Raw genomic sequence first — 18981 nt, forward strand, 5'->3', positions numbered from 1 at the left:
CACCGGCCGGCGGCTACCCGCCGGCGAAAGGTGGCAGGACGTCCACGAGGGAGTCCGCCTGGACCGGATGCTCGTCCTCGGCCGCGCGCACGCCGTCCACCATCAGCGAGCAACGGGAAACGACCTGCTCGGCGCTGGTCCCGTGGCCGGCCACCAGGAGCCGGCGCAGTTCGCCCGCGGTGGCGGCCTCGAGGATGAGTTCTGAGGCGCCCAGGATGTCAGCGGCTCCCGCGAAGAGACGGATCCGTGCCATCAGGCCTCGCCCCCTGACGGGTCATAGCCGAGTGCCAGATCCTGGATCCGAGCCGAGAGCCGGTCCACCAGGTCGGCGATCTCCTCCGGCGTTCGCTCCTGACCGGCCAACTGCTGGCCGACAGCCACACCGATCAGGTAGGTCGAGGTCGGGGCCCCGGGGCGCAGGACCCCGTGGGCCACGTCTCGGGCCACGTCCAACAGGGGTCCGGGGAGCACGACGGAGTCCGGCAGGCCCAGTTCTCCGGCGACGGCGTCCAGCCAGTCCGCCAGTCCGGGAATGTCCTGCTGGATGTCGCGATGGGTGCCAGACGAGACCTCGCCGTCGTGGGGCTCGGTGGTGCTGTTCTCAGGCACGGGTGCTCCTGGTGGTGTTGTGGCCGATCCTGCCGGGTGAGGCCCGTGGCGTTCCAGATCCTCGGGGGTGTCCATATCCTCCCAGAGTCCAGGGCGGTTTGCCGGTTCGGCAACCTCGAGCAGGTCCAGGCCGGCGACCCGCTCCCGCACGCGGGTGACGCGGGTGCCACTGTCCCTGGTGGGACGTGCCGCCTGCTGGCGCAGGGCCGGAAGCCGGAAGAGGGCCGTCAGGTGCTGGCGGCGACCGGTGGAGTCCACGGCGACGACGCCGTCGTGGCCGCCGTTCTCCGGGGGGCCGTCCAGGGCTCCATCCACGGTCCCGTCCGAGACCCCGGCCCGGGTGCGGTCGAAGGCCCGGACGAGCTCACGGGCGGCCGCCACCGGTTCGGCCAGGTCGCAGGGCAGCACCAGGACGCGATCTGCCTCTTGGGCGGTCAGGGCGGCCAGCGCAGCGTCCAGGGCGGCTACCGGACCGGACCGCGGTGGATCCTCGCGCACGAACCGGACGACCGGCGAGTCCAGGATGGAACCGTGGGGGCCCGCCGAACCTGTGGGGGCGGACGCCGTCACCGTCTGCACAGTCTGCACCGTGGGCGCAGCAGACACCGGCCGGTCACCGGCCACGACGATGGTGGTGGCGCCGGCCGACAAGGCGGCCTGGACGGTGCGCTCAAGCAAGGTGGCTCCCTCGGCGGGATCCACCACGATCGAGCCCTTGTCCCGGCCCATGCGAGTGGAGGCCCCTCCCGCCAGGACGATCGCCGCCAGCGTCTCAGCCACGGGCGGCCGAGGTATCCGGGGCAACTGACGCGTCTGAGGCGTCCGGCGCCGCCGGGTGCTCCGCGTCGTCACGGCGCCACGTGCCGGAGCGGCCCCCGGTCTTCTCCAGCAGCCGGACTCCGGTCAGCTCGACGGCCCGGTCCAGGCCCTTGACCATGTCCACCATGGCCAGCCCGGCCACGGAAGCGGCGGTCATGGCCTCCATCTCCACCCCGGTCCGGTCGGCGGTCCGGGTGGTGGCGATGATGCGGATGCGATCGGGACCGACCTCGAAGTCCACCGTGGCCCCGTGGACACCGATCACATGGGCGAGCGGCAGCAGCTCGGCGCACTTCTTGGCGCCCTGGATGCCCGCGATCCGGGCCACGGCCCAGACATCACCCTTGGGCACGATGCCCCCGGTCAGAGCCTGGAGGACCTCCGGGGCCACGAGCACGGTGGCCTCAGCGGTGGCGCTGCGGATCGTGGGCGTCTTGGCCGTGACATCGACCATGCGGGCCGAGCCGTCACCGGCGAGGTGGGTGAAGCCCTCGGCTCCGGCGTCGATGGAGCCGACAGCAGTGGGTGGGACGGCAGGGGATTCGGTCATCAGGCCTCCAAGGCTCGGTAGAGGACGGTGTCTCCGGCGGACACCGCGTCGGTGGTGGCGGGCACGCGGGCCAGTCCGGTGGCGCGGGCCATCCGGCCGGCCAGATGGGATCCGGAGCCCCGTTCGGTGGCCTGGGCGATTCGCAGCGGTTCCCCGGGGCCGGAAACTACCCGTGCCGGCACGAACTGCTCCCGCCCGGGCGGTGAACGCCAGCCCTCCTCCGTGATCACCGGGTACCAGGGTGCCACCGGCGCATGGCGGCCCTGCATGGCCAGCAGCCCCGGCTCCACGAACAGCAGGTAGGACACCCACGCGCTGACCGGGTTGCCCGGCAGCGACCACACGGCCCGCCCGTCCGGCAGCAGGCCGAATCCCTGGGGCTTGCCCGGTTGGACCGCGACCCGATCGAAGCGCACGGTGGGATCCTCGGGGACGGGGGCGCCGCCGTCGGGCGTGGAGGGTTGCCTGGACGGCACGGTGCCGCCCGGTGAATCCGGGGCCAGGACGAGGCGGGCGACGTCATGGGCCCCCACGCTGGCCCCTCCGGTGAGGATCACGGCATCGGAGGCGCCCTGGGTGGACCGCAGCACGGCCTGCAGCTCGGCGGGATCATCGGAGACCCGGCCCCGGTGGACCACCTGCCCACCGCTTGCCGCCACCAGGGAAGCCAGCAGGAGGCTGTTGGAGTCGGGGATCTGGCCCCGGCGGACCGAATCGCCCGGGGCCACCAGCTCTGAACCGGTGCTGACGACCACGACCCGCGGCCGGCGCCGGACCCGCACCTCGGCGATACCGGCGGCTGCGAGCGCGGACAGCCGGTGCGGTGTCAACGACCGTCCGGCGGGGGAGACGAGGTCGCCGGCGCGCACGTCCTCCCCACGCCGCCGCAGATGTCGTCCCGCCGTCACGGGGTGGTCTAGCTCCACGAGAACGGGGGTCTCGGTGCCGGCGGTGGGCGCGGCAGGGTCCCAGCCCACGGCATCCTCCAGGGGCACGACGGCGTCAGCGTCCGTGGGCATCGGCGCGCCGGTCATGATGCGGGCCGCTTGGCCGGGAGCCAGTGCCGGGTCGGCCTCCGTGCCGGCGGGCAGTTCCGCGATGAGGTCCAGGCGGACCGGTGACTCCGCGGAGGCTCGCGTGGAGTCCTCCGACCGGACGGCGTATCCGTCCATGGCGGAGTTGTCCCACGGGGGCAGGTCCAGGGTGGCGGTGGCATCGGCGGCCAGCGTGAGCCCGGCGGCCTCGGTCAGGGGCAGGGTGTCAGCAGGCAGGAGGGGGGCTAGAGCGAGGACCCGGTGTTGGTGGTCCGCGACGGTGCTGCGATAGCGGGCCTCAGCCACGGTGGTCTCCTGGGGGCTCAGTGGTTGTTGTGGGAAGGCCGCCGTCCAGGTACCCCTGGACGGGCCAGCCGAGGTGCGCCAGGTGACGGGCCGCCGTCGCGCTCCGTGGGCCGGCCGCGCAGAAGGGGAGCAATGTCGGTCCAGCCGGCGAACTGGCGATGGAATCGGGGCGCAGGGCGGCCTGGACGGTTGCCAGCGGATGATCGGGAGGCAAGGGCAACTCAGGGCCGCCCTGCAGACGCAGGAGCCGGTCGAGGGGCAGCTCGACCGTACCGGGCGGGCCGGGGCGCTCGCGGGATTCCTCCGGCCTCCGGACGTCGAGCCAGACGGCAGCCGGATCCACGTCAGAGCGAGCGATCGGGACCACGCGGGCGGTATCTCCGGCTGATGCGGCGGCGGAAGCGGCAAGGCCAGACGGTGCGGACTGGGAGGCCGGCGTGGAAGGCGAAGCCGGCCCGGACGGGTTGGGCGGGGCGGACGGCGCGAGGGGGATGTCCGTGGTGGTGCCGGAGAGCCCGTCGATCAGCATCATCCGTCCCAACAGCGGCGTGCCGGTGCCGAGGACGAGTTTGATCGCCTCCAGGGCCATCAGGGAGCCGGTGATCCCGACGACGGCGCCCAGGACCCCGGCCTCGGCGCAGCCGGGTGCGGCATGGGTGGAGGCGTTGTCCGGGAAGACATCGGTGAGGACGACGGCGGGAAGGCCGGAGGCCGCGGGGGGATCGGACCAGAAGACGGTGACCTGGGCGCTCCATTGCATGAGGGCGCCGAAGACCACCGGTGTGCCGAGGGCCGTGGCGGCCCGGTGGACGATGAAGCGGGTGGTGAAGGAGTCGCTGCCGTCCATGATCAGGTCCGCGCCGGCGAGCAGGTCCGCTGCGTTGGCGTCCGTCAGGCGGACGGTGTGCGGGATGACCGTGGTCTCGGGGGAGAGGCGCCGGGCAGCGGACACCGCGCCGTCCGTCTTGAGTCCGCCGAGGGTGTCCACGCCGTGCAGGGTCTGGCGGTTGAGGTTGCTCAGCTCCACATGGTCGTCGTCGATGACGTGCAGGGTGCCGATGCCGGCGGCCGCGAGGTAGCTGATGACGGGCGAGCCGAGCCCTCCGGCGCCGACGACGGCGATGGAGGCCTGTGACAGGAGATCCTGTCCGGAATCGCCGATCTGGGGCAGCGTCCGTTGGCGGAGCGTCCGTTCTGCGGTGTGCGCGGGGCGGTCCTGGGGCATGGAGCCAGCCTAGTCCGCGGCGTCATCACTAGACCGCGGCGCACTCACCTCCGCGTTTTCAGTCGACTTCGAGGGGGTGTCGGGCGTCGAGACCCACCCGAAGTCGACGGAAAGCGGGCCGGGGGCGAAGATGGAGTCATGGCACGAAGTGAATCGCGAGTCCGCGTCGTCAGGGTCAAGGCCGGGGAGCGTGACGCCCGGGCGGACGTGCTGGCGGCCGAGGAGCCCCTGGAGATCCGGGTGAACGGCCGGCGGCTGGCGGTGACCATGCGCACGCCCACGGAGGACTTCTCCCTGGCCGTGGGCTTCCTGCTCAGCGAGGGGCTGATCGGGGCCGCCGACGAGGTGCATTCCGTCCGGTACTGCGGCCGTGACTTCGGCCCCGGAGCGGAGGAGACCGACAACACCGTGGACGTGGTCCTGCGGCCCGGAGTCCAGGCCCCGGCCCCGGAGATGGAACGCCAGGTGCTCATGTCCAGCGCCTGCGGTCTGTGCGGTCGGACCAGCATCGAGAACGTCCGCACCCAGTCCCGGTTCCCTGTGGACGGTGACCCGATGCAGGTCACCGAGGCCTTCGTCCTGCAGATGCCCGAGGTGCTGCGCGAGCGGCAGAAGGTCTTCGACCGCACCGGCGGGCTGCACGCCGCCGGCTTGTTCAACACCGCCACGGGCGAGCTGGTGACGGTGCGTGAGGACGTAGGCCGCCACAACGCCGTGGACAAGGTCCTCGGCTGGGCCCTGCTGGAGGGAAGGCTGCCCCTGTCCGGGCATGCCCTGATGGTCTCCGGGAGGGCCAGCTTCGAACTCACCCAGAAGGCCATGATGGCCGGGGTGTCGATGCTCGCCTCCGTCTCCGCGCCGTCGTCGCTGGCGGTGGATCTGGCCCGGGAGGCCGGGATGACGCTGGCCGGCTTCGTCCGCGGCGACCGCTTCGTCATCTACGCCGGGGAACAGCGGATCCTCCCCGACTCCACAGGACAACTGGAGGCCGAGAGCGCACCCGAGACGCCGGCGGCACGCCGGTAGCGTGGGCGCTTTCGACCTCCAGTTGCCAGGGGTGGGTCAGCCGGCGGCGTCTGCCTGTCGCGCGGCCAGGGCGCGGACCATCTCGTCGCGGGACTCGGCCACCGTGCGGGACAGGGCGGCCTGCGTGCCCCGCGAGCGCTCCACCAGGGCGTTCGCGGCATTGATGGTCTCCTGGGAGACCTGGGCACCCGGGAACAGCCCGATCGCTGCTGACTCCGCCATCTCGTGCGAACGCGAGGCCCACAGCTCCTCCACACCCGCGAAGAACTCGGCGGCGAACGGGGCCAACAGGGCCGGATCGTGCACGCGGTTGAAGCCGAGCAGCACGTTGCGTTGGGTCATGTTGGACAGTTCCCCGCTCACCACCTGGTCCCACGCCGTGCGCTTGGCCTCGATGGTGGGCACCGCGGCGCGAGCCTGCGAGGCCGCCAGGGCACCGGTGGCGGTGGCATCGGCGGCCTCGGCGGCAGCGATCTCCGCCTCGCCGGCGCGGCCTCCGGCCACGAGCCCGGTGAGCATCTCCCACTTCAGGTCCGTGTTCAGGTCCAGCCCGTCCAGGGACTCGGTCCCGGCATGCAGGGCGGCCAGCGTGTCCAGCTGCCCCTCCGAGCGGGCCGCGGCCGCGAACGCCTTGGTGAACTGGAGCTGGTTGTCCGAGCCTGCCTCCGCGTTCCGGGCCAGGTCCAGGAGTCGGTCCGCTGTGGAGATGCGCAGCTGCACGGCGTGCTCCTGCGCCGCGTACTGGGACAGCGTGGTGGCCAGCTGACGCAGTAGGGTCTGCACCACGGAGGAATCCCGCTCCTCGCCGATGTTGGACAGCACCAGGTCGGTGAACCATCCGGCTGTGGCCTCGGCATCACGGACGGTGTCCCAGGCGGCACCCCACAGCAGAGTGCGCGGCAGGGACTCGGCCACATCCTTCAGGTGGGTGGCCACGAAGGACCAGGAGGCGTCGTCCAGGCGGATCTTGGCGTAGGCCAGGTCGTCATCGTTCGGCAGGATCAGGTCCGGGCGCGCCAAGCCGGCGGCTTCCATGACCTCGGTGACCTCTCCGGCCACATCGAGTTCGAACCGGTGGGTGCGCACCAGCCGTCCGGAGTCGTCCGCGGAGTAGAAGCCCACGGCCATGCGGTGCGGTCGCAGCACGGCGTCCCCGGGCTGCTGGTCTTCCGGCGCTGACTGGTGCAGGCGCAGGGAGGTGATGGCGCCGGCGTCGGGAGTTCCGCCGTCAGTGGTGCCGGAGCTGGATGCCCCGGCGGTCTCGACCTCCACGGACAGGGTGTTCACCCCCGAGGTCTCCAGCCACAACCGGGTCCATTCGGTCAGGTCGCGGCCGGAGGAGGCCTCGAGCTCACGCATCAGGTCCGGCAGCTCGGTGTTGGACCAGGCGTGCTTGCCGAAGTAGGCGCGGACTCCGGCCATGAAGTTCTCCTGGCCCACCCAGGCCACGAGCTGGCGCAGCACGGACGCGCCCTTGGCGTAGGTGATGCCGTCGAAGTTGACCAGGACGTCGTCCAGGTCCCGGATCTCGGCCTTGATCGGGTGCGTGGTGCTCAGCTGGTCCTGCTTGTAGGCCCAGTTCTTCTCCATGGCGGAGAACGTGGTCCAGGCCCCGGTGTAGCGGGTGTTCTCCGCGGCGGAGAGCGTGGACATGAATTCGGCGAAGGACTCATTGAGCCAGAGGTCGTTCCACCACTTCATGGTCACCAGGTCGCCGAACCACATGTGGGCCAGCTCGTGCAGGATCGTGATGGCGCGGCGCTCCACCATGGCCTCGGTGACGGTGGAGCGGAAGACGTAGTTCTCCAGGAAGGTCACGGCGCCGGCGTTCTCCATGGCCCCGGCATTGAACTCCGGCACGAAGAGCTGGTCGTACTTGGCGAACGGGTACGGGGTGCCGAACTGGGCCTCATAGAACTCGAAGCCCTGGCGGGTCAGCTCGAAGATGTTCTCGGCATCAAGGTACTCGAACAGCGAGGCGCGGCAGTAGGCGCCCAGCGGGATCGTCCGGCCGTCCGAGCTGGTCAGCTCCGAATGGGTGGACCGGTAGGGGCCGGCGATCAGCGCGGTGATGTAGGAGGAGATCCTCGGGGTGGGCTCGAAGGTCCACGTGGAAGCCCCGTCCCGTGCGCCCCCGGCGGGGGCGGGCTGAGGAGTCGGGGAGTTGGAGATCACGGCCCAGTGATCGGGGGCCGTGATGGTGAAGGCGAAGGTGGCCTTGAGGTCCGGTTGCTCGAAGACGGAGAACATGCGGCGGGAGTCCGGGACCTCGAACTGCGAGTACAGGTACGTCTCGCCGTCCACCGGGTCCACGAAGCGGTGCAGGCCCTCACCGGTGTTCATGTAGTCGGCCAGCCCGTCCACCACCAGCACGTTCTCGGCCGCCAGCGGGCCGATGGCGATGCGGGTGCCGTCGAAGGCCTCCGCCGGCAGGACGGCTCCGTTGAGGGTGACGGTCGGCGCCTGGGTGGAGACGAAGTCGATGAACGTGCTGGTGCCCACGGCTGCCTCCGCCGCGGAGAAGGTGACGGTGGTCGCCGAGCGGAAGTGGTCGCCGTCGAGCGTGAGATCCAGGTCGACCTCGTAGGAGGCGACTCTCAGGGCTGCGGCACGCTCCGCAGCCTCGGTGCGGGTGATGTTCAGAGTGGGCACGTGGCCTCCGGTCGATCGGGAACGGACAGTGACGATGGCGGCAGAGGCCATCGGACGGACAGGTCCAGCAGGCACCCCGGTGTGAAGCGAATGCTGGATAACTGGTCCACGGAATATTGTGCCACCGGACACACCCCCGCGGGTAGGGGATGCGCCCCGGTAGGCTGGTCGCTGGTCCCGACCGTATCCCACCGCATCGCCACGGCCGGACGAGAACCCGCCAGATGCCGACAGCAGGAGCAGACCCATGCGCGTGCACATCGCCACCGACCACGCCGGCCTCGAGCTGAGCGCCCACCTCATCGAGCACCTGACGGACGCCGGTTACGAGATGGTCGACCATGGACCACAGTCCTATGACCCGCAGGACGACTACCCGGCGTTCTGCATCAATGCGGCCGCCGCCGTGGTGGTGGATCAGCAGTCCGGGGTGGAGGCGCTCGGGATCGTCCTGGGTGGTTCCGGCAATGGTGAGCAGATCGCCGCCAACAAGGTCCGTGGCATCCGCGCGGCATTGGCCTGGAACCTGGACACCGCCCGGCTGGCCCGTGAGCACAACGACGCCAACGTCATCGCCGTCGGTGGCCGGCAGCACTCCCTCGAGGAGGCCACCGCCATCATCGAGGCCTTCCTGGCGGAGCCCTTCTCCGGCGACGCCCGCCACGTGCGCCGCATCGGCAAGATCACGCACTACGAGCAGACCCGCGAGATCGTCAGCTGACGGTGGCCTGAACCATGCCCGAGGGCCATTCGATCCACCGCCTCGCCCGGCAGTTCTCCGACGTCTTCGCCGGTGAGCGCCTGCGGGTGTCCTCCCCACAGGGCCGCTTCGCCGCCGGCGCCCGCCTGATCGACGGGGCCACGCTGACGGCGGCGCGGGCCCACGGCAAACACCTGTTCCTCGACTTCGGCGAGGACACCGGCACCGCTCTCGTCCTCCGCGTCCACCTCGGCCTGTACGGTGCCTGGAGCTTCGGCGGCGATGAGACGTTCCGCGGTGCCTCCAGCATCGGCGCACCCCGCAGGATGGGGGAGACGGATACCTTCGACGTTCCGGCGGTGCCTGCAGACACAGCACCGGACACCCCCGAGCACGACGCCGGCGCCGCACCCGCGTACGCCGGGCCGCCAGCACCGGTGGGCCAGGTCCGCGTCCGGTTGGTCTCCGAGCATGGGTGGGCGGATCTGCGCGGCCCGAGCGCGTGTGAGGTAATCTCACCGCCCGAGGCGGCCGCCGTCGTCGACCGCCTCGGACCGGATCCACTGGTGCCCGGGACCGGCCCGGAGGAGTTCCTGCGGCGGGTGTCCGGCCGTGGGGTGTCGCTCGGGCAGCTGCTGATGGATCAGAACGTGCTGGCCGGAGTGGGCAACATCTACCGCGCCGAGTCCCTGTTCAGGCAGGGGATCGACCCGTACCTGCCCGGGCGAGCGCTGGGGCGCCAGGCCGGCGTGGCCCTCTGGCAGGATCTCGTGGCCTTGATGAACGACGGTGTCAGGGACGGCAAGATCATCACCACGCGCCCCGAGCACCGTGCCACGAAGGCTGGGCCGGATGGGCTGGATGGGTGCGGTCAGTTGGCACCGGTGTGGCCGGACAACGCGTACTACGTGTATCAGCGGGACGGGATGGACTGCCGGGTCTGTGGGACCACGGTCCGGCTGGCCGAGATGCAGGCCCGGAAGCTCTTCTGGTGCCCGGGCTGTCAGCTCACGGGGTGACCGACGGGGTGAAGCCCCGCGATTCCCGGTGATCATGAGCATTCCCCATGATGATCAACGGGACTCTTCACGATCGTCGGGAGTCCTGGAGCGGTTGCGGGCGACCAGCTCTGCGCCGCGGCGGTACAACGCCTCCCGTACTGCCGGTGGCTCCTGTACCTCGACGCCTGGAACCTGCAGGAGCTGTGCCACGGTGATGTCCTGGTGCTCCATGAGCAGGCCCAGCTCCAGCCGGTCACCTTCATGGCGCGCCGACGCCACGGCCGACTCGGTTCCCCGTCCCGGGACCGCGTTCTGCAGGGCTTCGCGAGAGGTCATGGGGAGGGACAGGCGGACCGGAAGGCTCCGGACGGAGGCCTCGAAGGCCGTCCTGCTGGCCTCCCAGTAGGCCGCCAGGGAGAAGTCCTCCGGCCGCCACTCCAAGCTGGTGCAGTGCCGTCAGGTCCCGTTGGATGGTGCGGGGGGAGACCCCATGGTGGTCGGCGAGCTGCCGGACGGACGTCTGCTGACGGCGTGACAGGTCCATCATGATCTCCAACAGCCGGGTGGTGCGCACGAAACACCCTAACCAATTGATGACATGAGGTGTCATGAATGGGCGCCACCATGGGGAGCACAGACATTGATCGAACACGAGAACCGGAGTGGACGCAGTCATGGCGATGGAACCAACGGAAGAAACCGAATCCGCCGGACCAACGGCAGCAACGAAGCCGGCCGGTCAACGCCCACGGGCCCTGGAGGGAAGGATCGCCCTGGTGGCCGGAGCCACCCGCGGTGCCGGCCGGGCCATTGCCCGGGAACTGGGCCGAGCTGGGGCGGTCGTCTACTGCACGGGCCGCTCCACGGCGGGCCACCCCTCGGACTACGGGCGGCCGGAAACGGTCGAGGAGACCGCCGGCCTGATCCGGGCCGAGGGCGGGACGGCCCATGCCGTGATCGTGGACCACCTCGAGGTGAGCGCCGTCCGTGAACTCGTGGAGCGGATCGACCGGGAACAGGGCCGGCTGGACATCCTCATCAACGACATCGGGGGAGAGGCCTACGTGGAGTTCGGCATCCCGCTGTGGGAGTACGACCTCGACGACGGCATGCGGCTCTTCGACGCCGGCTTCCGCACCCACCTGCTGACCAGCCACGCAGCCTTGGGCCTGCTGATCCGCCACCCCGGGGGCCTGGTGGTGGAGACCACCGACGGGACCCGGGACTACAACCAGGGCCACTTCCGGGAGACCGTGTTCCTGGACCTCGCGAAGACCGCCGTGGACCGTTTGGCCTTCGCCGAGGGGCACGAGCTGAAGGCCCACGGGGGCACGGCGGTCTCCGTCTCACCCGGATGGCTGCGCTCGGAGATGATGCTGGATGCCTTCGGCGTCACCGAGCAGACGTGGCGCGAGTCGGCGGCAGCCAACCGCGGGAAGACCGACGTGGTCCCGCCCTACGAGTTCGTGATCTCGGAGACCCCCGCCCTGCTCGCCCGCGGCATCGTGGAGCTGGCGGCCGATCCGCAGCGGGCCCAGTGGAACACCCGGTCCGTCAGTTCCTTCGAACTGGCCCGGCACTACGGCGTGACCGACGTGGATGGCTCCCGGCCGGACGCCTGGGGGTTCATCACTGCGATGGACACGACGCCGTCCGCGGACCTGGCCGTGGAGGACTTCCGGTGAGCTGCGGGTAGGGCCGAGCCACCCCGGGGCTGGACCGCCCCGGGGTGCGGGATCAGGCGTCCGACCCGGTATAGAAGCCATAGGTGGCGTCCGCCGCGCGGGGCGCCACCGTGGGATCCGCGCCGGCGGCCACGTGGGCGGCCGCCCAACCGTCTGCGGCTCCGCGGTAGAACCGCTTGCCCTCCTCGGTGAAGGCCCAGGCTTCGGCTTCCTGGGGTGAGAGGGAGCCTTCGACGGCGCCGAGGTGCAATCCCAGGCCCAGCAGGCCGCCGTCCCAGCCCACTCCGGTGGCGCCGGGGCCGTAGGTGTCCCACATCCCCTCCGGGAGGTCTGCAGCGCGGGCGACGTGTTCGAGGATGAATCGCGTCGAGTCGCCCTCGGCGGCCAGGCGAACGGTCACCCAGGAGACGCCCCCGCCGAATTCCCAGGTGATCCGGTAGCGTGCCGTGCCGTCCGCGGGAGGGGTGCATTCCAGCACGGTTCCGCCGGCATTGCCCTCGAGCTGGTACTGGCCGCCGAGGCCAAGGTCGCCGCTGACCGGCAGGAACCAGCGGGCGATGCGATCGGCTGTCGTGACCGCCTCCCAGACATCCTCGAGCCCTGCCGGGTAGGTCTGCTCGAGGGTCTGGACGTGTGAGGGTTCGCCGTCCCGGTCCTCGAGTGAGAGGCCGCGTGTGACAGCGGAGAGTTGGTTCTGGATATCGACCATGTCATGACTCCTGTTGGGAAGGATGGTGGTGTTCGGTGTTGTCCACGGTGGGCTCCACTGCTGCACGCTCAGCCGCCAGTCTCCGCTGGCGTTTGCCCCGGGCCAGTTCGGTCCCCAGTGCATCCAGCCTCGGCCGCCAGAACTGCTCGAACGGACTGAGCCAGTCGCTGGCCTCCCGGGGCCCCTGGGGATCAACCGCGTAGAGCCGCCGCGTGCCCTCGGGCCGCACGGTGGCGAAGCCGTGATCGCGAAGGACCTTCAGCTGCTGCGAGACCGCCGGCTGGCTGATCCCGAACTCGGCCTGCACCTGAGTGCCGACTTCTCCGGCGCTGAGTTCGCCCCCGGCCAGCATCTCCAGGATGCGGCGCCGGACGGGGTCACCCAGGACGTCGAGAGCGTGCATGGATCCATGATTGCATCGAGTCTTATATAAGGCAAGAGTTATGCTGTGACGTGTGGGTATTAATCACGAAGGCCCCGGACGGATCCGGGGCCTTCGTGATGCAGCGGAGGGGATGACGGGAATCGAACCCGCGTAGCCAGTTTGGAAGACTGGGGCTCTACCATTGAGCTACATCCCCACGGCGTCGGTTGGGATGTGTGTCCTTTTTGGGGGCATCTACCGAACGCAGCGAAGACGATCGTATCAAGCAGGCCGTGTGAGCAGCAAAACAGCCCCACGTCGGCGCGGCGCAGAGGTGCGGCCCGGGCTTGAAGGCCGCAGAAATGCGGAGTATGGGGCCGTCATGCGTACACTGGTCTCTGGCCAGAAATGGCCAGGGCCGTCTGCGGGGTGTAGCTCAGCTTGGTAGAGCGCGCGCTTTGGGAGCGTGAGGCCGCAGGTTCAAATCCTGTCACCCCGACGTCATGGTCGCCCCGCTTGCCGGGGCGGCCTGATTCACCGGATGCCCGACGGCCGGGCCCATCCGCGCCATATAGACGAGACGATCAATCCACACAGGAGTCCCACGTGGTCAAGAGCACCGCAGAAAACCTCAGCCCGACCCGGGTCAAGCTGGACGTCGAGGTCCCCTTCGAGGACCTCAAGCCGCGCCTGGACCAGGCCTACAAGACGGTGGCGAACCAGATCCAGGTCCCCGGCTTCCGCAAGGGCAAGGTTCCTGCGCGCCTCATCGACCAGCGGGTCGGCCGTGGCTACGTGGTGGAGACGGCCGTCAACGAGGGCCTGAACGACTACTACCAGGAAGCCCTGACGCAGACCGAGACCACCCCGATGGCACGTCCCGAGGTCGAGGTCACCTCCATGCCCGGCGTTGACGGCGAAGCCGAGGGCCCGCTGAAGTTCAGCGTCGAGGTGGACATCCGTCCCGAGGTCGAGCTGCCCGACTACAAGGGACTCAAGGTCACCGTCGAGCCGGCCGCCGCGTCCGAGGAGGACGAGCAGAAGGCCCTCGACGAGCTGCGTTCCCGCTTCGGCACCCTCAAGACCGTGGAGCGCCCCGCCGCCAAGGACGACTTCGTCACCATCACCCTGACCGCCACGGTCGGGGACGAGCAGGTCGACCACGCCGAGGATCTGTCCTACCAGGTCGGAGCCGGCACCATGCTCGACGGCATGGATGAGGCCCTCGAAGGCCTGTCCGCCGGTGAAGACGCGGTCTTCGAGACCGTCCTGGCCGGCGGCGACCACTCCGGCGAGAAGGCCACCGTCAAGGTCACCCTCGGTGGCGTCAAGGAGCGCGAGCTGCCCGAGGCTGACGACGACTTCGCCCAGCTGGCCTCCGAGTTCGACACCATCGACGAGCTCAAGGCCGACCTGAAGGAGAAGGCTGCCGAGGGCGCCGTCACCGGCCAGGGCGTCGAGGCCCGTGACAAGGTCCTCGAGGAACTCGTGAAGCTCGTCGAGGTGCCGGTCCCGGACTCCGTGGTCAACGAGCAGATCGAACAGCACTTCTCCCAGCAGGGTCACTCCGAGGGTGACGACCACGACACCGCGGAGCACCGCGCCGAGGTCGAGTCGAACGCCCGCGAGGCCTTCCGCAACGAGATCATCCTCGACAAGGTTGCCGACGCCGAAGAGGTCGGCGTGGACCAGGGCGAGCTGATCGAGTACATCATCTCCACCTCCCAGCAGTACGGCATGGACCCGAACCAGTTCGCCCAGATGCTGGACCAGGCCGGCCAGGTGCCGATGATCATGGGTGAGGTCCGCCGCCGCAAGGCCCTCGCCAAGGTCCTCGAGTACGCCGTGGTCACCGACACCGCCGGCAACACCGTGGACCTGACCGCCTTCGTCACCCCGGGTGGCGAAGACGGCGCCGCCTCGGCCGACTCCGCAGATTCTTCGGATTCTGCAGATTCTGCTGACTCCGCTGATTCCGCCCCGTCAGCCGATTCCCCGGCCGAGGCGGAGAAGGCCCCCGCGAAGAAGGCCCCCGCCAAGAAGGCCCCGGCGAAGAAGGCTCCGGCCAAGACCACCGCCGCCAAGAAGGCCGAGGCAGAGGGTACGGCGGACACCGAGGAGGCTCCGGCGAAGAAGGCCCCTGCCAAGAAGGCCCCTGCCAAGACCGCATCGAAGACGGCCACCACCAAGGCTCCGGCCAAGACGGCCGCCGCCAAGAAGGCCGAGGCCGAAGCCGAGGGTGAGGAGAAGGCCCCCGCCAAGAAGGCTCCGGTGAAGAAGGCTCCGGCCAAGACCGCGGCCGCCAAGAAAGATCCGACCAAGACCGCAGACAAGGCCGCAGACACGGCCGAGTGATCGCGGAACCGCCGGCCGCCCGCCGAAGTTGATCTCCAGCGGATCGGCGGCAGCGGGAGTCGAACGCCCGGGCCGACCATGCACCATGCGTGGTCGGCCCGGGCGTTTTGGCGACCGGATCAGGGAGGCGGCCGCCGTCGTCGACCATCCACGCCAACAGCGAACAGCCGGGTCAGGAGGGCCCGGGCGGCGCCGTGGGACAGTAGTCTCGGTCCAAGACCAATGCCGGACGTGTACCACCAGGTGCCGTCGTCGCATGTGAAGTCCATCTGAAGGAAGGCAGGGCGCCATGTCCGCATCGTCCACTGCTCCCCGTATGGCGTCGGTTGATCCGGCGGCCCGCGAGGACTACATCTACAACCGTCTGCTCAAGGAACGCATCATCTGGCTGGGTTCCGAGGTGAGGGATGACAATGCCAACGTGATCTGCTCCCAATTGCTCCTGCTCTCCGCCGAGGACCCGGAGAAGGACATCTACCTGTACATCAACTCCCCGGGCGGTTCCGTCACTGCCGGCATGGCGATCTACGACACGATGAAGTACATCCCGAACGACGTCGTCACCGTCGCGACCGGCTTGGCCGCTTCCATGGGACAGTTCCTCTTGTCCTCGGGCACGCCGGGCAAGCGCTACGCCACCCCCCACGCCCGCATCCTGATGCATCAGCCCTCGGGCGGCATCGGCGGCACCGAGTCGGACATCCGCATCCAGGCGCAGCTGATCCTGCACATGAAGCAGGTCATGGCCGAGCTGACTGCGGAGCAGACCGGCCAGACCGTGGACACCATCCTGAAGGACAACGAGCGGGACAAGTGGTTCACCGCCACGGAGGGCCTGGAATACGGGTTCTTCGACCGCATCGCCGAACGTGCCGGCTCCGTGTCCGGCGGCGGTGGCGTGGACAGCAGCGCCTGAGCCGGCCCCGGCCGCCCAGACACGTCCACACGACCGACCAGACCCTTTGCCCAGGAGAAACCAGACATGAACCAGTTCCCCGTCGGAATGCCTTCCGGTGCCGGTCAGCCGGCTCCGAGCAGCCGCTACGTCCTGCCCCAGTTCGAGGAGCGCACGCCCTACGGCTTCAAGCGCAACGATCCCTACGCCAAGCTGTTCGAGGACCGCATCGTGTTCCTCGGCTCGCAGGTGGATGACGTCTCCGCGGATGACATCATGGCCCAGCTGCTCGTGCTGGAGTCCATGGATTCGGAGCGGGACATCACCCTCTACATCAACTCCCCGGGTGGCTCGTTCACCGCGATGACCGCGATCTACGACACCATGCAGTTCGTGCGTCCCGAGATCCAGACCGTGTGCCTCGGCCAGGCTGCCTCGGCGGCGGCCGTGTTGCTGGCCGCCGGAGCACCGGGCAAGCGCCTGGCCCTGCCGAACGCCCGCGTGCTGATCCACCAGCCGTCCATGGGCGGGGACCAGGGCACCGCCACGGACCTGCAGATCCACGCCGAGGAACTGTTGCGGATCCGCACCTGGATGGAGGAGACGCTCGCCATGCACACCAACAAGTCGGCTGAGCAGATCCGCCAGGACATCGACCGTGACAAGTTCCTCTCGGCCCAGGGTGCCAAGGACTACGGCCTGGTGGACGAGGTCCTCGAGTCGCGGAAGATCACTCGCCCGCAGCTCTCCAACTGATCCGGATCGCCGGCGGACCTGCGACCGTGTAAGCGGCGGCAGGGACCGCCGGGGATCAGGGATCGCCCGACGGCGGCCCGCACCTTGACGTGTTCTGTCACGTCCGGTGTGGGCCGCCGTTGCAATCCACCGTCCTAACGTGTCCACCCCCTAAGCTGTAATGGCAGTACCCCGGGCAGCTTCGTCTGGAGGCCCGACCCAATCGAGGAGATTCCCGCATGGCCCGCATCGGTGAAAGCGCCGACCTGCTCAAGTGCTCGTTCTGTGGAAAGAGCCAGAAGCAGGTCCGGAAACTGATCGCCGGACCCGGCGTCTACATCTGCGACGAGTGCATCGAGCTGTGCAACGAGATCATCGAGGAGGAGCTCTCCGAGGTCGCGGAGACCGCCGAGGTCGAACTGCCCAAGCCCCGGGAGATCTACGACTTCCTCGAGGAGTACGTGATCGGCCAACCCGATGCCAAGCGGTCCCTCGCCGTCGCCGTGTACAACCACTACAAGCGCATCCGCTCCGGGCAGCAGTCCACGCAGGCCAAGAGCGACTCGTTCGCCGACCGCTCGGTCGAGGAAACCGACGAGCTGGCGGACGTGGAGGTCGGCAAGTCCAACATCCTGCTCGTGGGCCCCACCGGATCCGGCAAGACCTACCTCGCCCAGACCCTGGCCAAGAAGCTCAACGTGCCGTTCGCCGTCGCGGATGCCACCTCGTTGACGGAGGCGGGCTATGTGGGCGAAGACGTCGAGAACATCCTGCTCAAGCTCATCCAGGCCGCTGACTATGACGTCAAGAAGGCCGAGCAGGGCATCATCTACATCGACGAGATCGACAAGATCTCCCGCAAGTCAGAGAACCCCTCCATCACTCGGGATGTCTCGGGCGAGGGGGTCCAGCAGGCCCTGCTGAAGATCCTGGAGGGCACCACGGCCGCCGTCCCGCCACAGGGTGGCCGCAAGCACCCGCACCAGGAGTTCCTGCAGATCGACACGTCGAACGTGCTGTTCATCGTGGCCGGGGCCTTCGCCGGCCTGGACGAGATCATCTCCTCGCGTGCCGGGTCCAAGGGCATCGGGTTCGGCGCGCCGATCAACACCATCGGCAAGCGAGACGTGTCCTACTCGGACGTGCGCCCGGAGGACCTGCTGAAGTTCGGCCTGATTCCCGAGTTCATCGGCCGTCTGCCCGTGATCACCACGGTAGACAACCTGGACCACGAGCAACTCGTCAACATCCTGACCAAACCCCGGAACGCCCTGCTGAAGCAGTACCAGAAGATGTTCCTCATGGATGGCGTCGAGCTGCAGTTCGAGGATGAGGCACTGGACGCCGTGGTCGAGCAGGCCGAGGAGCGGGGAACCGGTGCCCGGGGGCTGCGCTCCATCCTGGAGGAGGTCCTCAAGCCGGTCATGTTCGACCTGCCGTCCCGTGAGGACATCGCCACCGTGGTCATCACCGGTGACGTGGTCCGCGAGGGGACCGAGCCCACGCTGATCTCCCGCGAGGTGCAGCGCAAGCGCCGCACCAAGTCCGCCTGAGTCCGCCGTGCCCCAGCAGGGCTTCACCGCGGACCTGTTCCGAACCACTCAGAGACATGCCAGGAGGCACCATGACCGAGACCGCTGACGCCACGACCACCGCCACCGAGGCGGGAACCCAGACCGTCGACTTCTGGTTCGACTCCGTCTGCCCGTTCGCCTGGATCACCTCACGCTGGATGCTGGAGGTCGAGAAGGTCCGCCCGATCAGGGTGAACTGGCACATCATGTCCCTGTCCGTCCTCAACGAGCACCAGGACCTGGACGAGGACTACCGCTCCATGCTCGATCGGGCGTGGCTGCCCGCCCGCGCCGCCACCCAAATCCAGGAGCGCCACGGCAACGAGGCCATCGGCGCCTACTACTCGGCCGTGGGCACCCGCATCCACAACGAGGGGCAGAAGGACTTCGAGGCCGCCGTCCGCGGGGCCCTGGAGGAGCTTGGTCTGGAGACCGAGGAGATCCTCGCTGCGGCCCGCACAGACGTGCTGGACGAGACGCTGCGGGCCTCCCACGCGGAAGGCATCGAGAAGGTCGGGGACGACGTCGGCACCCCGGTGGTCTCCTTCAACGGCACCGCCTTCTTCGGTCCGGTGATGACCCGCATCCCGCGCGGTGAGGAGGCCGGCAGAATCTTCGATGCGGCCGTGACCCTCGCCGGATTCCCCTACTTCTACGAGATCAAGCGTTCCCGAACCACCAGCCCCCAGTTCGACTGACCCTCGTCAGGCTCGGCGGGTTTGAGCCTGACCTGATTCTGGCC

17 protein-coding genes, 2 tRNA genes and 2 pseudogenes are annotated in these 18981 nt (G+C 69.2%); 10 read left to right on the forward strand and 11 right to left on the reverse strand.

Annotated features, from left to right (window positions below):
• Positions 1 to 13: 13 nt before the first annotated feature.
• From C8E99_RS03110 to C8E99_RS03130, 5 genes are read right to left on the reverse strand one after another with little or no spacing between them, the layout of a single operon-like run.
• Complete coding sequence (locus C8E99_RS03110) at positions 14 to 253, reverse strand: MoaD/ThiS family protein (protein ID WP_115931063.1); 240 nt, start codon at positions 251 to 253, stop codon at positions 14 to 16.
• Entirely contained in the window at positions 253 to 1389 is a 1137-nt protein-coding gene (locus C8E99_RS03115) for an NTP transferase domain-containing protein (RefSeq protein ID WP_115931064.1), read from the reverse strand. The genes C8E99_RS03110 and C8E99_RS03115 overlap by 1 nt, the downstream gene beginning before the upstream one ends.
• On the reverse strand, positions 1382 to 1978 hold the full coding sequence (moaC, locus tag C8E99_RS03120) for a cyclic pyranopterin monophosphate synthase MoaC (RefSeq protein ID WP_115931065.1): 597 nt from the start codon (positions 1976 to 1978) through the stop codon (positions 1382 to 1384). The genes C8E99_RS03115 and moaC overlap by 8 nt, the downstream gene beginning before the upstream one ends.
• Positions 1978 to 3318, reverse strand: a complete 1341-nt coding sequence (locus C8E99_RS03125) for a molybdopterin molybdotransferase MoeA (protein WP_115931066.1) — start codon at positions 3316 to 3318, stop codon at positions 1978 to 1980. The genes moaC and C8E99_RS03125 overlap by 1 nt, the downstream gene beginning before the upstream one ends.
• Positions 3311 to 4543, reverse strand: coding sequence for a HesA/MoeB/ThiF family protein (locus C8E99_RS03130; protein ID WP_115931067.1), 1233 nt, complete (start codon positions 4541 to 4543; stop codon positions 3311 to 3313). Before C8E99_RS03130 ends, C8E99_RS03125 begins: the two co-directional genes overlap by 8 nt.
• 138 nt (positions 4544 to 4681) lie before the next feature.
• On the opposite strand from C8E99_RS03130, the gene fdhD reads away from it, so the two are divergent.
• Positions 4682 to 5569: a formate dehydrogenase accessory sulfurtransferase FdhD gene (gene fdhD, locus C8E99_RS03135; protein ID WP_115931068.1), complete on the forward strand. Its 888-nt coding sequence runs from the start codon at positions 4682 to 4684 to the stop codon at positions 5567 to 5569.
• Positions 5570 to 5605: 36 nt separating this feature from the next.
• Here fdhD and pepN read toward each other — a convergent pair whose 3' ends face one another.
• Positions 5606 to 8272, reverse strand: coding sequence for an aminopeptidase N (pepN, locus tag C8E99_RS03140; protein WP_115931069.1), 2667 nt, complete (start codon positions 8270 to 8272; stop codon positions 5606 to 5608).
• A 196-nt stretch (positions 8273 to 8468) separates the two neighbouring features.
• Between pepN and C8E99_RS03145 the strand changes: the two genes are divergently transcribed.
• Positions 8469 to 8942, forward strand: a complete 474-nt coding sequence (locus tag C8E99_RS03145) for a ribose-5-phosphate isomerase (RefSeq protein WP_115931070.1) — start codon at positions 8469 to 8471, stop codon at positions 8940 to 8942.
• A 14-nt stretch (positions 8943 to 8956) separates the two neighbouring features.
• Positions 8957 to 9940 (forward strand): Fpg/Nei family DNA glycosylase, encoded by a 984-nt coding sequence (locus C8E99_RS03150; protein WP_115931071.1) that lies wholly within the window; start codon positions 8957 to 8959, stop codon positions 9938 to 9940.
• Between the two features lie 54 nt (positions 9941 to 9994).
• Here C8E99_RS03150 and C8E99_RS16165 read toward each other — a convergent pair whose 3' ends face one another.
• Positions 9995 to 10363: a hypothetical protein gene (locus C8E99_RS16165; RefSeq protein WP_245952055.1), complete on the reverse strand. Its 369-nt coding sequence runs from the start codon at positions 10361 to 10363 to the stop codon at positions 9995 to 9997.
• A gap of 52 nt (positions 10364 to 10415) precedes the next feature.
• Positions 10416 to 10598 (reverse strand): annotated as a pseudogene (locus C8E99_RS16410) (hypothetical protein); the annotation flags it as partial.
• Between C8E99_RS16410 and C8E99_RS03165 the strand changes: the two are divergent.
• Complete coding sequence (locus C8E99_RS03165) at positions 10597 to 11607, forward strand: SDR family oxidoreductase (protein WP_245952056.1); 1011 nt, start codon at positions 10597 to 10599, stop codon at positions 11605 to 11607. The pseudogene C8E99_RS16410 and the gene C8E99_RS03165 sit on opposite strands and share 2 nt — an antisense overlap.
• 52 nt (positions 11608 to 11659) lie before the next feature.
• Here C8E99_RS03165 and C8E99_RS03170 read toward each other — a convergent pair whose 3' ends face one another.
• From C8E99_RS03170 to C8E99_RS03180, 3 genes are all read right to left on the reverse strand, one after another.
• On the reverse strand, positions 11660 to 12316 hold the full coding sequence (locus C8E99_RS03170; RefSeq protein WP_115931074.1) for an SRPBCC domain-containing protein: 657 nt from the start codon (positions 12314 to 12316) through the stop codon (positions 11660 to 11662).
• Between the two features lies 1 nt (position 12317).
• Entirely contained in the window at positions 12318 to 12719 is a 402-nt protein-coding gene (locus C8E99_RS03175) for an ArsR/SmtB family transcription factor (RefSeq protein WP_115931075.1), read from the reverse strand.
• Positions 12720 to 12826: 107 nt separating this feature from the next.
• Positions 12827 to 12897, reverse strand: a tRNA-Gly gene (locus C8E99_RS03180).
• A gap of 208 nt (positions 12898 to 13105) precedes the next feature.
• Here C8E99_RS03180 and C8E99_RS03185 point away from each other — a divergent pair.
• The 6 genes and pseudogenes from C8E99_RS03185 to C8E99_RS03210 all read left to right on the forward strand — a co-directional run bounded on the left by C8E99_RS03185 (position 13106) and on the right by C8E99_RS03210 (position 18937).
• A tRNA-Pro gene (locus C8E99_RS03185) sits at positions 13106 to 13179 on the forward strand.
• 107 nt (positions 13180 to 13286) lie between these two features.
• Positions 13287 to 14705: pseudogene (gene tig / locus C8E99_RS03190) on the forward strand (trigger factor); the annotation flags it as partial.
• A 646-nt stretch (positions 14706 to 15351) separates the two neighbouring features.
• Positions 15352 to 15951, forward strand: a complete 600-nt coding sequence (locus tag C8E99_RS03195) for an ATP-dependent Clp protease proteolytic subunit (RefSeq protein WP_115933180.1) — start codon at positions 15352 to 15354, stop codon at positions 15949 to 15951.
• Between the two features lie 66 nt (positions 15952 to 16017).
• Positions 16018 to 16686, forward strand: coding sequence for an ATP-dependent Clp protease proteolytic subunit (locus C8E99_RS03200; protein WP_115931077.1), 669 nt, complete (start codon positions 16018 to 16020; stop codon positions 16684 to 16686).
• Positions 16687 to 16904: 218 nt separating this feature from the next.
• The gene (clpX, locus tag C8E99_RS03205) at positions 16905 to 18218 is read left to right on the forward strand and encodes an ATP-dependent Clp protease ATP-binding subunit ClpX (protein ID WP_115931078.1); all 1314 of its coding nucleotides are present in this window, start codon (positions 16905 to 16907) and stop codon (positions 18216 to 18218) included.
• 71 nt (positions 18219 to 18289) lie between these two features.
• Positions 18290 to 18937 carry a mycothiol-dependent nitroreductase Rv2466c family protein gene (locus C8E99_RS03210; protein WP_115931079.1) on the forward strand — a complete coding sequence of 216 codons (648 nt, stop codon included), beginning with the start codon at positions 18290 to 18292 and terminating at the stop codon, positions 18935 to 18937.
• Positions 18938 to 18981 lie beyond the last annotated feature (44 nt).

The sequence above is a fragment of the Citricoccus muralis genome, from assembly GCF_003386075.1.
GTDB classification, from domain to species: Bacteria; Actinomycetota; Actinomycetes; order Actinomycetales; family Micrococcaceae; genus Citricoccus; species Citricoccus muralis.

Excerpts from the sequence above, each read along its gene's own strand:
- C8E99_RS03110 (WP_115931063.1), bottom strand. The coding sequence starts at position 253 with ATGGCACGGATCCGTCTCTTCGCGGGAGCCGCTGACATCCTGGGCGCC.
- moaC (WP_115931065.1), bottom strand. The coding sequence starts at position 1,978 with ATGACCGAATCCCCTGCCGTCCCACCCACTGCTGTCGGCTCCATCGAC.
- C8E99_RS03130 (WP_115931067.1), bottom strand. The coding sequence starts at position 4,543 with ATGCCCCAGGACCGCCCCGCGCACACCGCAGAACGGACGCTCCGCCAA.
- fdhD (WP_115931068.1), top strand. The coding sequence starts at position 4,682 with ATGGCACGAAGTGAATCGCGAGTCCGCGTCGTCAGGGTCAAGGCCGGG.
- pepN (WP_115931069.1), bottom strand. The coding sequence starts at position 8,272 with ATGGCCTCTGCCGCCATCGTCACTGTCCGTTCCCGATCGACCGGAGGC.
- C8E99_RS03145 (WP_115931070.1), top strand. The coding sequence starts at position 8,469 with ATGCGCGTGCACATCGCCACCGACCACGCCGGCCTCGAGCTGAGCGCC.
- C8E99_RS03150 (WP_115931071.1), top strand. The coding sequence starts at position 8,957 with ATGCCCGAGGGCCATTCGATCCACCGCCTCGCCCGGCAGTTCTCCGAC.
- C8E99_RS03165 (WP_245952056.1), top strand. The coding sequence starts at position 10,597 with ATGGCGATGGAACCAACGGAAGAAACCGAATCCGCCGGACCAACGGCA.
- C8E99_RS03170 (WP_115931074.1), bottom strand. The coding sequence starts at position 12,316 with ATGGTCGATATCCAGAACCAACTCTCCGCTGTCACACGCGGCCTCTCA.
- C8E99_RS03175 (WP_115931075.1), bottom strand. The coding sequence starts at position 12,719 with ATGCACGCTCTCGACGTCCTGGGTGACCCCGTCCGGCGCCGCATCCTG.
- C8E99_RS03195 (WP_115933180.1), top strand. The coding sequence starts at position 15,352 with ATGGCGTCGGTTGATCCGGCGGCCCGCGAGGACTACATCTACAACCGT.
- C8E99_RS03200 (WP_115931077.1), top strand. The coding sequence starts at position 16,018 with ATGAACCAGTTCCCCGTCGGAATGCCTTCCGGTGCCGGTCAGCCGGCT.
- clpX (WP_115931078.1), top strand. The coding sequence starts at position 16,905 with ATGGCCCGCATCGGTGAAAGCGCCGACCTGCTCAAGTGCTCGTTCTGT.
- C8E99_RS03210 (WP_115931079.1), top strand. The coding sequence starts at position 18,290 with ATGACCGAGACCGCTGACGCCACGACCACCGCCACCGAGGCGGGAACC.